This is a genomic window from Asticcacaulis sp. P2_C5 (assembly GCF_056404555.1).
This window is the reverse complement of sequence record NZ_JBFUDU010000002.1, coordinates 477,376-492,110: the sequence shown is the minus strand read 5'-3', so window position 1 is coordinate 492,110 and position 14,735 is coordinate 477,376. Positions and strand designations below refer to the sequence as shown.

The 14,735-nt window shown below is 62.8% G+C and carries 10 protein-coding genes; 1 reads left to right on the top strand and 9 read right to left on the bottom strand.

Annotated elements, in window-relative coordinates; translation table 11 throughout:
- Window positions 1–2 precede the first annotated feature (2 nt).
- Window positions 3–854, bottom strand: a complete 852-nt coding sequence (locus tag AC1DXO_RS05810; RefSeq protein WP_476977152.1) for an NAD(P)/FAD-dependent oxidoreductase — start codon at window positions 852–854, stop codon at window positions 3–5.
- A 253-nt stretch (window positions 855–1,107) separates the two neighbouring features.
- Between AC1DXO_RS05810 and AC1DXO_RS05805 the strand changes: the two genes are divergently transcribed.
- Window positions 1,108–1,521: a response regulator gene (locus AC1DXO_RS05805; protein WP_476977151.1), complete on the top strand. Its 414-nt coding sequence runs from the start codon at window positions 1,108–1,110 to the stop codon at window positions 1,519–1,521.
- A 287-nt stretch (window positions 1,522–1,808) separates the two neighbouring features.
- Here the strand turns inward: AC1DXO_RS05805 and AC1DXO_RS05800 are convergent, their stop codons facing one another.
- From AC1DXO_RS05800 to AC1DXO_RS05765, 8 genes are all read right to left on the bottom strand, one after another.
- Window positions 1,809–3,263: an NAD-dependent succinate-semialdehyde dehydrogenase gene (locus AC1DXO_RS05800; protein ID WP_476977150.1), complete on the bottom strand. Its 1,455-nt coding sequence runs from the start codon at window positions 3,261–3,263 to the stop codon at window positions 1,809–1,811.
- Window positions 3,260–4,555, bottom strand: a complete 1,296-nt coding sequence (gene gabT, locus AC1DXO_RS05795; RefSeq protein WP_476977149.1) for a 4-aminobutyrate--2-oxoglutarate transaminase — start codon at window positions 4,553–4,555, stop codon at window positions 3,260–3,262. Before gabT ends, AC1DXO_RS05800 begins: the two co-directional genes overlap by 4 nt.
- A 93-nt stretch (window positions 4,556–4,648) precedes the next feature.
- Window positions 4,649–5,866, bottom strand: coding sequence for a hypothetical protein (locus AC1DXO_RS05790; protein WP_476977148.1), 1,218 nt, complete (start codon window positions 5,864–5,866; stop codon window positions 4,649–4,651).
- Window positions 5,863–7,281 (bottom strand): sulfotransferase family protein, encoded by a 1,419-nt coding sequence (locus AC1DXO_RS05785; RefSeq protein ID WP_476977147.1) that lies wholly within the window; start codon window positions 7,279–7,281, stop codon window positions 5,863–5,865. Before AC1DXO_RS05785 ends, AC1DXO_RS05790 begins: the two co-directional genes overlap by 4 nt.
- Window positions 7,282–7,308: 27 nt before the next feature.
- Window positions 7,309–9,669 carry a TonB-dependent receptor gene (locus AC1DXO_RS05780; RefSeq protein WP_476977146.1) on the bottom strand — a complete coding sequence of 787 codons (2,361 nt, stop codon included), beginning with the start codon at window positions 9,667–9,669 and terminating at the stop codon, window positions 7,309–7,311.
- A 30-nt stretch (window positions 9,670–9,699) separates the two neighbouring features.
- A complete protein-coding gene (locus tag AC1DXO_RS05775) occupies window positions 9,700–10,611 on the bottom strand; it encodes a carbon-nitrogen hydrolase family protein (protein ID WP_476977145.1) in 912 nt (303 codons plus the stop codon).
- Between the two features lie 107 nt (window positions 10,612–10,718).
- On the bottom strand, window positions 10,719–12,602 hold the full coding sequence (gene pdxR / locus AC1DXO_RS05770) for a MocR-like pyridoxine biosynthesis transcription factor PdxR (protein ID WP_476977144.1): 1,884 nt from the start codon (window positions 12,600–12,602) through the stop codon (window positions 10,719–10,721).
- Window positions 12,603–12,849: 247 nt separating this feature from the next.
- Window positions 12,850–14,658: a hypothetical protein gene (locus AC1DXO_RS05765; protein WP_476977143.1), complete on the bottom strand. Its 1,809-nt coding sequence runs from the start codon at window positions 14,656–14,658 to the stop codon at window positions 12,850–12,852.
- Between the last annotated feature and the right edge of the window lie 77 nt (window positions 14,659–14,735).

Genomic DNA, 14,735 nt, shown 5'->3' with positions numbered 1-14,735 from the left:
GCCTATCCAGCCACCTTCAGCGAAATCTGCTTCGCCACCTGGACGCCATGCGCCACAGCCGTGGCCACGCATGGGTGCCAGTAGTCGGTGACTTCACCGCAGGCATAGACGCGCTCCAGGCTGGTCTCGCCGTGGCGGTCGACGGCCACGAAACCGCGATCGCGTTCCGGGTCCAGGCCATAGGGCACCACCGCCTCGAAACCGTACATGACACCGAAGGCATCGAAGCCTTCGCCATTCACCGCCATTGCGTCCTGGTCGGCGATATAGGGCCCGACGACGACCCGTACCTGCGGCACCATGGCCTGCAGCAACTTCTGGGCGCGTGGCGCCGTACGCGTAAAGATGGTCGCCGTACCACCACGTTCGACGACAAAGCGCGCCTGGTCGAAGGCATTGTCGCCGCCGCCCAGGATCGCCACCCGTCGCCCCTTGACCGCCATCGCCTCCATGGGCGTACCCGGGCCTATGGCAACCACCTGTCCCGATTTGAAACCACCGGCACGTGGCATTGTCCCGGTCGCAATCACAATATACGGCGCGGCCAGGGCCGTCGTTGCCGTCGTGACCGTATAGTCGCCGGATATATCGCGCACCACAGCTATGGCCCGGCAGGTCAGCCAGGCATCGACGCCCAGTGCCTCGGCGTGATCGGCCAGGCCCTGGGCCACCTGTTGCCCAGTCCGCCCCTGCACACCGGGAATCCATAGATTCTCATAGGGCGAGCGCGTCTGCAGCCCGCCCAGCCGTGGTCCGGCTTCCAGCAAGGTCGCCGGCACGCCCAGTTTTCTGAGCCAGATTGCGCAGGCGACCCCGGCCGGGCCGCCGCCGATTATGATGACCAAAGGGCGCATATGTCCGTTTTTCAGGCTGGCTAAAGTGTCACACTCTGCAACTTTTCGTGATCGTTATATATCCAAAACCCGCGAAAGGCACAGATTATGCAGCGAATTCAAGGCTTAGGGGAGAATTTACCCGAATCCAAAAATAAGAAATCAATGTGGTTGTTCAGACTTGGCTAAGTACCGTCTTATATAACATAATTACGACAGCACGAATCGAAGACGGAGAGCGTACCCGTGCTGCGTAACAGTGAGGAATAAAACAGTGAGACTTTTGTGCGTTGAAGACAATTCGACCCTGCGCAAGATGATCGATTTGATGCTGGCCACCACCGGCATTGATGTGGATTTCGCGCAAAATGGCCAGGAAGCGGTCGAAGCCTATCAGGTCAACGAGTATGATGCCGTATTGATGGACATGGAAATGCCCGTCATGTCCGGCCTGCGTGCGGCCAAGGAAATCCGCCAGATGGAAGACGGCTTCCACCTCGACTACACGCCCATCCTGTTCCTGACCGGGAACGAGGACGAAGAGCATGTGGGCCAGGGTTTCGAGGCCGGCGGCGACGGCCACCTCAGCAAGCCCTTCACGTCGGAAGCGCTGATCGGCGCCATCGACCGCGTTCTGAAGACAAACCATAATGACGGGTTTGGCCAGATGCTGCGGGCGATGCGCTAGTCAGCTCAGTCGTATAATCAGCACGGGCTTTCGGACGGTTTTTCTCCCTCCTCCTTGTGCGGAGCATGGGGAGGTGTCGGCTCAGCCGACGGAGGGGTACCTTCTTAAGGTCAGATTTTCCAAGTATCTCTGCTAAGGTAGAGTTCGTTGGCATGTCCCAAACCTGAAAGCTGATAAATCGATGAAATGACCCCTCCGGCTCGCAAGCTCGCCACCTCCCCATCGTCGCTTCGCTCGACAGGGAGGAGGGTGATAAGCCGTTGCAAGCCGGACCTACTGTCAGAATATTACAACCCATCCTGGCAGATGAACTTCATCGCCATATAGTCGGCCAGGCCATGGCGTGAGCCTTCGCGGCCGAAGCCCGACTCCTTGACGCCGCCGAACGGTGCCACCTCGGTCGAGATCAGGCCGGTGTTCAGCCCGACCATGCCATACGCCAAAGCCGCCGTCACCCGTGCGGCGCGTGACACATCCTGCGTAAAGACATAGGCCGCCAGTCCGGCGCGCGTGGCATTGGCCATGGCCAGGGATTCGCTCTCCGAGTCGAAACGGACGAGTCCAGCCAAAGGACCGAAGGTTTCTTCGCGGTTCATCAGGGCCTCAGGATGCACATCGCGCAGGACCGTTGCGGCAACAAAGGCGCCCGGGAGATCCGGCACAGCCGCCTGGGCCATGACCACCGCGCCACCCACCACCGCATCATTGAGATGGGCTTGAAACTTGACGGCGGCCCGGGCGTCGATCAGCGGTCCCTGATCCGTCGCGCAGGCCAGCCCATCACCCGTGCGCAAGGCCGCGACACGTATCGCCAGGCCCTCGGCAAACCGGTCATAGATGGCCGACTGGACCAGCAAGCGGTTGGCGCAGACGCAGGTCTGGCCGGTATTGCGAAACTTCGACGCCATGGCGCCGTCGATGGCCGCTTCGAGATCGGCGTCGTCGAAGACGATGAACGGCGCATTGCCCCCCAGTTCCAGCGACACGCGCTTGACGGTCGCCATACAATCGGCCGCCAGACGTTTGCCGACCGCCGTCGAACCGGTAAAGCTGAACTTGGCCACGCGTTCGTCGCCGGTGAGGACCTCACCAATCGGCGCCGCCTGCCCCGTGACGATATTGAACACGCCATCGGGTACACCCGCCTCCTGGGCCAGCAACCCCAGCGCCAGGGCGGACAAGGGCGTCAATTCCGACGGCTTCAAAACCACCGTGCAGCCGGCTGCCAAAGCGGGCGCCACCTTGCGCGTCACCATGGCCGCGGGAAAGTTCCACGGTGTAATGGCCGCCACGACACCGACCGGTTCGTTGACGACGTGCAGCCGTGCGCCGACGACATGCGGGGGGATGACATCGCCATAGGCCCGCCGCCCCTCCTCGGCGAACCAGTCGACGAAGGAGGCCGCATAGAGAATCTCGCTCTCGGCTTCATGCAGCGGCTTGCCTTGTTCCGCCGTCATCAGCCGCGCAAGGTCGGACCTGTGCGCAAGGATCAGGTCATACCAACACCGCAGGATAATACCGCGCGCCTTGGCGGTCAGCCCCTTCCAGGCCACAAAAGCCGATTGCGCCGCCGTCACGGCCTCGCGCGCGGCGTCCGCGCCCAGGTCGGGGACATAACCGACAAGGCCTAAGGTGGCGGGGTTGGTGACCGCGATCGCCGAATCCGCCTGTACCCACCGGCCGCCGATCAACGCCGCCTGACGCAGCAGATCCGGGCGCGTCAAACCAAGATCGCTCATGGTAACAGCGCCGCTTCGACCAGCGCCATGCCCTCGTCGAAGATTGCGTCTTCGATGGTCAGCGGCATGAGAAAGCGCAGGGTCTCGCCATGGATGCCACACGACAACAGGACCAGGCCCAGCTCCAGCGCCCGCGCGGTCACCGCCTTGGCAGCTGTGCCATCTGGTTCGTGCCCGCCGTGTTCCTTGACCATGTCGAAGGCCATCATGGCGCCCAGTCCGCGGACGGCACTGATCGGCCGCAGATCCGCCCTGCCCTGCCACGCCGTAAACTGGCGGCGCATGCGCGCACCCAACGCCTCGGCGCGGACCAGCAGGCCCTCGTCGGCGATAACGTCGAGCACCGCCAGGGCCGCTGCGCAGCCGATAGGCGAACCACCAAACGTGCCACCCAGACCGCCCGGCTCGACGGCATCCATCACCCCGGCGCGGCCCATCACGCCCGACAATGGGAATCCACCGGACAGCGACTTGGCCATGGTGATCAGATCGGGTTCGACGCCGCTGTGCTCGCAACCGAACATCCGGCCCGTCCGCGCAAAGCCCGACTGAACCTCGTCGAAGATCATCTTGATCCCATGTTGGTCGCACACCCGGCGCAGGGCCTGCAAAAGCTCGGTCGGGGCGATGTGAAACCCGCCCTCGCCCTGCACCGGCTCGATGATGATGGCGGCGACCTGGGACGAGTCTATATCGCAACGAAACAGCTGTTCCAGCGCGCGCATGGTATCGGCCACGCTGACGCCGTAGTGGGCGATCGGCAACGGCAGGTGCCAGACCTCGCCCGGCAGGGTGCCGAAACTGCGTTTGTACGGATTGACCTTGCCGGTCAGGGCCGAGGTCATCAGGCTGCGGCCGTGAAAGGCGCCGGAAAAGGCGATGACGCCGTTACGCCCTGTGGCGGCGCGAGCGATCTTGACGGCGTTTTCGACCGCTTCGGCGCCCGTGGTGAAGAAGATGGTCTTGGCCGGTCCGGCGAACGGCGCCACCGCGTTGAGGCGCTCGGCCAGGGCGATATAGGGCTCATAGGCCATGACCTGGAAGGCGGTGTGGCTGAAGGCGGCGAGTTGCGCCTCGACCGCGGCAACGATCTTCGGGTGGCGGTGGCCGGTATTGAGTACGGCGATGCCGCCGGCAAAATCGATATAGCGGCGGCCTTCTGCGTCCCAGATCTCGGCGTTTTGGGCGCGAGCGGCAAAGACCGGCATGGCGGTCGAAACACCGCGCGGCACAGCGGCTTCACGGCGGCGGAGCAGGTCGGCATTTGCGGAAAGCGGAGTGTGGGTATCCATGGAGGGGTCCTTTCAGACAAGGTTGTGGCGTCAGGCCGAACGAGCGGCCCTGGAAACGGCGGTTGCTAAGGTCAATATTTTCTCCCGCTCCGTTTACGGGGAGGGGGGACCATCCGAAGGATGGTGGGAGGGGGACACTTTTACCTGCCGTTGCTGTCGATCCAGCGCCAAGGCCGGATAGATCAGGGCGACAAGGCTAATGGCGAGCACCGCCACGGTCACATCGATCAGCAGTCCGTACCCAAGATGCGCATTGACGATCAGGGCGGCGCAAAGCGGACCGGTCGCCAATCCCATCTTGGAGAAGAAACCACCCAATGCCGCCATCCGGCCCTGCGGATCGAAGGCGGCGCACATGCCGAGCACGTAGGGGATGACAAAGCACCAGGTGATGGCGGTCAGGATATTGGCCCAGAAATAAACCTGCAAACCCATGTCCTTGCCGTAGATCAAGTGAAAGGCCCAGCTACCGCCTAAGGTCAGGACCAGTCCGATCAACAGGGGGATCAGACGGCCGAAACGGATGCCCATGACGACGACCAAGGCCGAACCCGCTGTACCGATCCAGTTGGCCCAGCCGAGCGCATCTGTCATCGGCTCGAGCCCCAGCTCAGCATCGCGGCCCAGCCCGATGATAAAAGCGGCCAGGCCCATATTGGCGGCCTGGAAGGTGAACAGGGCCAGGAAGGTCAGGACCAGCGGCCAGATAGCAAGCTTGCCCGCCTTGGCTAACGGATCGACCTCCGGCCTCGCGTAAGGCGCCAGGAACGGCACCATCAACAACGACACGGCACTGAAAGCGGCCAGGGCAGCAAACAGCACTTCATAACCATACAGGGGCACCAGACGCGGCAGGTACATCAGGCCCAACCCGCCCAGCCCGAACTGGACCACCAGCAACACGCCGAAGACCTTTTCCGGCACCTGGGTACGTGAAATAACGCCGTAGGACAGGCCGACCAGCATCCCGCCCATCAGGCCATGGACAAAGCGCATGGCCGTCAACACCGGTGCTGCGTGTACCAAGGCCGAGCCGCCATCCATGACGATCAGCAGGATCAGTATGGCGACCGCCGCCTTGCGCCACGGCACTCGCCGCACGACGAAGACGGCGGCCAACGCCCCCAAAGCCGCACCGTAGACATTGGCCGAGGCGACCAGACCGGCGTCCTTCGCCGAAAAATGCAGACCGGTCATCAGGCCATCGACAATGGCCGACATGATGTTGACGTAGAACAGGCCGGCCGTGGCCATGAAGGACAGGAAGACGGCCGCCAGCAGGCCGTCTTCGCGGGCATACCATCGTGTCATGCGGATTGCCCCAAATACTGTCCCTGTCCGGTTGACGCGATCAGACCGCCCTGGCTGAGCACGGCGCGCAGCGGCTCCAGTTGCCCGGCATAGCGCTGCCACAGCGCGACCGACGTACGATAGATCGGCTGGCGCACCTGGACCGCGCTGGCGGTTGCGGCGGCAGACCGGTTTTCATGAAAGCGCAGACAAGACTCCTGCCAGTCGAGGCCCAGGGCCCCGATCAGCCCACGCGTCTCGCCGTCGGGATCAGCCGTCACCGCCTCGTAGTCGATATCGATGATCCGGTCGGGCGCGATGGTGCGCCAGTGCTCCATCAGCCTGGCGTGGGCCAGCATGTAACGGCCGATATCGCCGAGATCATAGGAATAGGGGCAGCCCATGCGGAACAGCGTCTTGTACAGGGCATAGCCATTATCCATCGGATCGCGGCGCAGATGGACGATGCGGGCCTTGGGCAAAGCCTTGAGGATCAGGCCGACATACAGGTAGTTGGCGGGGGTCTTGTCGATGACATGCGCCGTTGTAACGCCATAGCCGCGCACGGCGGCGATATAGGCCTGGCCCAGGGCACCAGGGTCGATATCGCGGGCTGCGCGGATCAGGTTCATCTTGCCACCGCCGGCACTGCGAGCAAGGCGCGTCAGGGTCAGGGCGAAGTCGTTGATCTCGCCCAGGCTCTCGACGCGGTCGTGCGACGAGATGATCCGGTCGACCAGGGTGGTGCCGGAACGCGGCAGGCCCATGACAAAGATCGGCGCATCCGACGGGCAACCCACACGGCCGTCCGCCAGATAGCCGGCGTCGAAGGATTCAGCTATGGCCGCCATGGCGTCGATATCGCCCTGAACGTCATAGGACAGCGCGCGCCGCCTGCGATCGGCGGCGCGTTTCAAATAGCTGAAGGCGCGCGCGCTCAGCCCCAGGTCTTCAAGTTCCTTGGCCAGGGCATAGCCCAGCGCCACTTCACCGGCCGGTGCCCCATTGATCAACGTCCTGTCGATCAACGCTTCCAGTTCGGCGACGTGGTTACGCTCCGGCGTCTGTTTGCGCAGGGTCGCGCGGTTCTGATACGCGTCATAATCGTCGGGTTTCAGCGCAATAACGCGGTCCAAAAGCGCCTCGGCCTCTTCCGCCTCACCGACCGCAATCAGGGCGGTGGCCAGGTTGTACAGGCCAGCCGGATCATCAGGGCGCAGGGCGACAGCGCGGCGGTAGACACGCACGGCGTCGGCATTGTGCTGCGCAAACATGAAATGCTCGGCGACGTGCTGCAGCAGTATCGCATCATTGGCACAGCGCGTTTCCAGGACGCGCAGATCGTCCAGCGCTCCGGCCATGGCGCCGTCGTGCATCCGGGTTCTGATCGCGGCAAACAAGCTGCGCGCATCGGAAAGAGGCAGGACGGCGGTCATGACGAGCCTTACAGAGAGGACAATTACTTAGAAATCGAGGTCTAAAGTCAAACCGACCGTACGCGGCAGGGAGATGAATTTCTTCGATCCATTGCCATAATAGCCCTGGGCAGGCGAGGTGCCCATATAGGCTTCGGTGAATTCACCCGTGACGCCGGCGCTATTAAAGACGTTCTTTACATAGCCCGTCAGTACCCATGTGCCATTGGTCAGGGCCGACGACACGTTCCAGATGGCGAAGGCCGGCAGTTCGGTATTGTACTTGGCCGAACCCAGGGCGTTGCGTGTCGTCGACTGGTATGACCCTGACAGGCGGTTGGTGATGCTGAAATCATTGCCCAGGCTACGTGTGTCATCCAGCGCCAGGGTGAGGGCGTGCTCCGGCGTGCCGGGCAGCTTCGACCCGGCGGCGGCCAGGACGGTATGGGCGGCCGTCGGCGACAGCAGGGCGTCTTCGAGGCGAGCGTGGGTATAGGTGTAGCCGAGGGCAAAGTGGCCATGCGCCCCGAGCCTGCCGCCGATGCGCGATTCCAGGCCATAGGTCTTGGCCTTCCTGCCGTTGACGACCGTATAGAAGCCCCAGTTCGGCGTCGCCGTATTGAGCTGGATATGATCCCAGTCGACCGAGAACAACGCCGCATCGTAGGTCAGACCGTTACTGACGCCCTTGATGCCGGCCTCGTAATTGGTCACGAAGTCCGACCGATACAGCTGCCACGCCGGATCTTCGGCGAAGTTGCCGGTCAGCGGCACGGCGTTCGAACCCCCGCGGCGATACCCCTGCGACACCGTGGCATAGGCCAGGGTCCGTCCGGCCAGCTGCCACGACGCATTGAGCTTGAACAACGGCTTGCTTTCTTCCGACGTGAACTGCGCCGTGGTCGGCGTGAAGAAGGTTCCCCACACCGGAATGTCGACAAAGGTCGTGTTAACGGCGCGGTTGGAGAAGTAGCGCATACCGCCGGTGACCTGGAAGGCCGGGGTGACGTGCCAGGTCAGTTCGCCGAAGACCGCCGTATCGGTAAAGGTCTCCTTGCGATCGTAGGCAAAATCCTGGTCGGTCGGCACGATCGACGGCGCGGCGTACCACGCCTTGAACCCGCGCAGATAGCTTTCCTGGGTCGCCTCCAGGGTCTCGCGACGATAGAAGACGCCGGCCACCCAATCGAACTGACCGCCCGCCGCCGAGACCAGACGTAGTTCCTCGGTCAGGGATTTGTCGTCATAGCCGCGCACGGCCGAGGCCATGGGGCGGGGATAGTTGTAATAGAAACCGAGGAAGCCGGCCTTGGCATAGAACCCGGTGTTTTCCGACACGCTTTCGCCGCTGTGCGTATAGTCGGAGGTCGACGAGGTCAAGGTGGCGAAACCGAGATCGATATTGGCTTCCAGAGCCGTCATCTCGACCTTGCGCGACGACGGCTCCAACTGGACCGAGCCGTTCTCGTATTGCTGATAGGTCCGGCCATAGCCGTCCTGGCCCACCGTTTCCTGGCGACGGCCGCCGACCTTGTCCGACTGCTGAGCATAGGACAAGGTGGCGTCAAAGACGTCGTCCGGCTTCCACTTGGCGGCGACGCGGCCATACCAGATACCGACCGTGTCGGCGTCCTTCTTGGTGTAGTAGCTGGCCGCGGGATCATAGAGGCCGTTCGGCGCCACGGGAATGCCGTTGGCGTCGAGCTTGTAGAGATTGACATAGTCGGTCAGGCCGGCCAGGTCGAGACGACTGGCATTGACGCGCACGGCCAGGGTATCGCCCAGTGGCACGTTCAGCACGACGTCGCCCGAATAGCTTAGGCTGTCCGAACCGTCGGTCGAAGATACCCCACCGCCGACCTTGCCTTCGAACACACCCAGCTTCGGCGCCCGTGTGATGTAACGGATGGTGCCGCCCAGCGAACCTGAACCGTAGAGCGTACCCTGCGGTCCACGCAGGATTTCGACCCGGTCGAGGTCGCGCAGCAGGAAGTTGGCGAAGAGCGGCGTGTCGTTGACATAGGTCGAGACGGGAGACACCGACGACACGGCGTAGTCACCCAGCGCCGCGCTGTCGACATTGAGGCCGCGGATGACGACGCTGTTCTGGACGCCCTGGTTGCGATAGCCGCGGTCGACCAGCGACACGCCCGGCACCGAACGCAGCAGCTCGGCATTGTCAGCCACCTTAGCGGCATCGATGGCGGCGCCCGAAACGGCGGAAATATTGTATGGCACCGACAACTGCTTTTCGCTGCGCCTGGTAGCGGTGACGATGACTTCGGTGGTGTCATCCGTCGTTGCAGCTTGGGCGTCCTGGGCGAAAGTCGGCGCGGCCGCCAGCCCGCTCAGGGCCGTGGAGGCGAGAAGTATGAGGCCGATGGTTCTATGGGAGGTGAGCTTGGTCATGTGTAGTCCCCTAACTATATGTGCTGTGCTTTATGATTTATGTGTGGTGCGGCCAGAGCCGGCGGGCTCGGTCGGGTTTTTCCTGGGGCGTCTTCCGGCTTGCGGCTTTTCCAGCGCTCCGAGGCTGTTCAGGGCTTCGGAGGGGCGCCGGCCCGTCTCATAGGGCGGGTAGCTGATATCGGCATCGCGGAAGCTTTTCAGCGTCTGGCCCAGCCCGTTCCAGCCGCGTTCGCGGACGCGGCGGACGTGGTCGAGATCGATCTCGAAGGCCATGATTTCCCGGCCCGGCCCGGCCTGATGGATCAGTTCGCCGCCCGGGCCATAGACACAGGACAAGCCCACTCCCAGCTCACCGGCCACATTGACGTCGATGAAATAGCACTGGTTGGTGGCGGCCGAGGCGCGGGCAATGGCCAGTTCGGCCTCACGGTCGATTGTATTGGTCATGGTCGGGTGCAGGATGACTTCCGCGCCCATCCACACCAGCGACCGCGTGGTTTCGCCAAACCACATGTCGTAACAGATCGAGATACCGAACCGGCCGACCTCGGGCACGTCGAAGACGACGAACTGCGCGCCGGGCTCAACGCCGATCTCATACGGCAGGAAGGGGAACATCTTGCGGTAACGGACGACGATCTCGCCGTCCGGATTGATCACGCTGGCGGTGTTGTAGACCAGCGATCCCGACTGTTCGTAGAGCGAACCGGGGATCAGCCAGATTCCCAGTTCGCGCGCCAGGCCGGCCATCAGGTCCTCGGCGCGTCCGGGAAGGGTCTCGGCCAGGGCTGTATTGGCGCCGTACATGGCCAGTTCGCCGACTATGACCATCTCGACCCACGGAAAACGCGCCTTGACCAGCCTCACCTCCTTGGCAATGGCGGCCGCATTGTCCCCCTTGCTGAGGGCCAGTTGCAGGGCGGCGATGGCAAAGGGACGCATGGGAACTCCTGTCGTGTGACAGAAGAGTGACGGCTTTAAAGCCCAGCCGGTAGCACCAGTTCGCTGCGAACTATGAGTCCAGTTTCAGCCGCTTGTGGCGGCCCGGATCAATCTGGTTCTACGCTCGTATCAACCGGCTCCGGGCGGATATAGATGGCGGAATCGACCACCAGACGGGCGTCGTTCAGCCAGTAGATCCGCCCCCCGTCGATCAGGATATGATAGCGGCTGACCTCGCCATAGGCCCAGTTTTGCCACTGCCGGCACCAGCGGTCGTCCTCGATCCACCACCGGCCGCTATCGCAGTCTTCGTTGGCATAGCCGGCACGCCCCGTCATGCGGCCGTCGGGCAGCAGTTCGATGGTGCACGGATCGGTATAGACGGTGCGGTACAGCACGCTGCAGCCGCTCAGCGCCTGGCGCAGCTGGGCCTCGCCTTGCAGTACCTGGCCGGTTTCCAGTGGCGCGCCGGGATAGCCCAGTAGCTGGCGGATACAGTCGCGCAGGGCCAGCACGCCCTGGCGGATGCGTTCCAGCGAAAGCGATGTCACGCCGACGAGGAATTCGTTCTGCGGCGCGTGGTCGCCGCCGTAATAGGGTGCGGCACTTTCGATCAGGATGCCGTTGCGCTCGGCCAGGCGGATCAGCTGTTCGACGTCCAGCTCCGGTGGTCCCTGGACCCAGTAGGTCGTGCCGCCGCGCAGGGGCATGATGGTCGCCAGGTCGCGCATATAGTGGTTGAGCGCGTCGCGCAGGGCCGTGCGGCGTTCGCGGAACAGCTTGCCGACGCGCATCATGGTGGCGTCGTAATGACCCATCGCCAGAAAGAAGGCGGCGGCGCGCTGGATATTCATCGGCGGATGGCGGATCAGCAGCCGGCGCAGGGCGCGCGCCTGGGCGATGACCTCGGGCGCCGCCACCATAAAGCCCAGACGCAGGCCGGGCGATAGCACCTTGGACAGGCCGGCGACATAGATGACACGGTGACCGTGGTTCAGGCTGTATAGCGCCGGCAGGGTGGTTTCGAGATAGTCGGTCTCGCTGGCATAGTCGTCTTCGATAATGACCTGGTCCAGGGCTTCGGCCTGTTTCAGCAGGGCGTGGCGGCGTTCCAGCGACAGGGTGGCGCCGGTCGGATACTGGTGGCTGGGCGTGACGCAGACAATCTGGCAGCCGGCCAGGGCATCGCCGGGGATCAGGCCCTGAGCGTCGACCTTGTGGTGGACGATTCGGCCGCGGTTCTGCGCGATCAGCCGGCGCAGGTCGGGATAACCGGGCTCCTCCACCGCCACCGTGACCGTGCGATCGACCAGCATCTGCATCAGCAGGCTGAGGCTTTGCTGCGAGCCCAGGGTGATCAGAATCTCGTCGGCCCGCGCCGTGATGCCGCGCCGGGTCAGGATCTTGGTACGGATCTCCTCGACCAGCATCGGGTCGTCGGCATCGCCGGTATCGACCGACCAGGCATTGATTTCGCCGACGCTGAGCGCACTGCGCATCGAGTCGCGCCATTCCTGCACCGGGAACAGCGATTCATCGAACAGGCCGTCGATGAAGGGATAGGGATATTGCCGCCAGTTCGGCACGCGCCGCGGCCTGGTGTCACGGCCGACGATGCGGTTCTTGAACCGGCCGGTCCAGGCGGATTTCCGCGGCGGGCTGGGCGTGCTTTCGCGCATCAGGCCGGCCACCTGGTCTGTCACCTGGCCGGCGCGCACCCGGCCCTTCAGCAGCGCCGGATTGACATACAGCCCGCTGCGTTCACGGCTAATGAACAGCCCATCATCGATCAGTTTCTGGTAGGCGATGATGACCGTATTGCGCGATACGCCGAGCTGCGTCGCCAGGACGCGCGACGACGGCAGGCGCTTGTCGGGGGTGAAGGCGCCATTGACGGCGGCCTCGGCGAGCTGTTTGCGCAACTGGTCCTGCAGCGACACGTCGCTGGCGCTATCGATATATAGCAGGGGACTTCGCGCGGTCTTGACCATAGCCCAGTCACATGTCTCCGGAACGAAAGGTCAAGAGCCAAAATGCGGTGACTGGCAACGGCTTGAAAGAAAAAGATAAACCGCAGATTTCGCAGATTGACGCAGATTTTTCATGGCTTGTTCTGCTGGGTCGAAGCCCGTTTTGGCTCAAATGATCGCTTCGCGATCGCTCGTTAAGCCGCCGCTTTCTCAGTCGGAAAACACTCTGAATAATCTGCGTTAATCTGCGAAATCTGCGGTTCAACCCCTAACTACAATACCCTCTTATCCGGTTAGCCTCGACGGCCGCCGTGGTCCAGTCGGTCGTGCCGTCGTCGGCGAAGCTGTAATAGACCGTGTGGTTGGGGATGAGCAAAACCGATATCCCGCCAAACCCAGACATGTAGGGCAGCCACTTGTCCGCCGGACAGCCAGCCGCACTCCCGACATTGCTGGCCCAGAAGCCGTTATTGTAGCGGATATAGCTGTAGGCCCCGGTCAACTGCTTGCCGATATCGGACGGATTACGCTGCAGGCCGGCGTCCAGCATGGCCTGGTTCAGCATCTGGGTGCCGCCCAGCACGCCATTGCTGTCGTTCAGAAAGGCCGCGACACGGGCGATATCGTCGCTGTGATAATACAGACCGAACGCCGTAAAGGGCTGGGCCGTCGTGTCATAGGTCCGGCGGGTATAGGCCATGTTGCCGCTAAGATGCAGCGGCGTCCACAGGTCGTTGTTCAACAGATTGGTGTAGATATCGTCCGATGCCCGGCCGGGTTGGGCCTTCAGATAGGCATTCATAGCGGCGCCCAATATATAGGAATCCGACGAATGATAGACCCAGGTGGCGCCAGGCGAGCCATGGTCGGTCCAGGTACAGGCGCTGCTCATCTTGGCGGCATGGGTGGTGGCGGTGAAGAAGGTGCCCATCTTGGTCGAGCCTTCGTCGCTGCCGGCCAGCCAGTCATAGGTGGCGGAATTGTAGTTGTTGACCGTCATGTCCAGCGCGTTTTCGAAGTTTTCGGTCGTCCAGCCCGTCGTGCACTGGGTGGCATAGGTCTTGACCACGGCTAGACGCGCATTGGGATACAGCTGTTCCAGGCGCATCAGTCCCGCCGCGCCCACAACCGTCTTGGCCGTCGAATAGCTGGGCAGGGTCAAGACGTCGCAATAGGGATAGTTGCCGTTGCGCGTGGCGCAGTCCGAACGGTAGTTCTTGCCGTCGATGACAAAGCCGTAGACCGTGCGATGGCTGGCCCCGCCGATGGCGAAATTGCCCGGCACCACCGCTGAACCGTCGCTGCGCGTATAGTCGACCGCCAGTTGGCTCAGCGGATAGACCGGCAGGCGACTGGCCCGTTCGGTGGTGAAGTTGCTGATCAGGGTGGCTGCACCCGCTACGGTCGCCGGTGTGTAGGCGTGGGTCTTCATCAGACCCCACATGCTCTGTTTCAGGTAAAAGCACGTTTCGCTGGATAGCTGCACGGCGACATTGGACGTGGTGCCATCGTTCTTGAACAGGAAGGTCGCCACGCCGTTGAAGGTGCAGTTGGCATTCTTCTGCACCAGGGCAAAGGGGATGGCAGCACGGCTGTAGGCGCCATCACCGGCTTCGTTCCACACCCGGCCAGGTTCCAGCACGACTTCCCAGAAGGCGTGGCTGCTGGTATTGGCGCCGCGCTTTTCCGGCACCAGATAGGTGTTGCCGTCGGCCAGCACGCCGGTCTGCACGAACTTGAAACTGAAGTCGCTCGGGAAGCTGACAGCGCTGTTGCACTGCGCCACGCTCAGATAGGTGGTGTTGCAGTAGCTGTTGGAAACCGCACCAGCGGCATTGTAGCGCTCATACGAGAAAGCGCCGGACCCGACAGAAAACGCCAATGTGCCCTGGAAGGTATTGGTGGGCGTGGTCGCCCCACTGTCAGGCAGGTAGGCGCCAAGATCGACGCGGCTATAGCTGTAGGTAGGAGAGGTCAGATTGGCCTGGGTCAGGACGGTGCGCGCGTCAGCCAACGGCGCGAAACCCAGCGACGCCATGGCCAGGCATCCCGCGATCACAAAGCTCAGTACGCGCATCCTCGCCTCCTATGAAGTCCGGAGGAAAGACTGCCACCGATAGATGAAACCGAATAGGGCCAGATCTGTACGTTCCG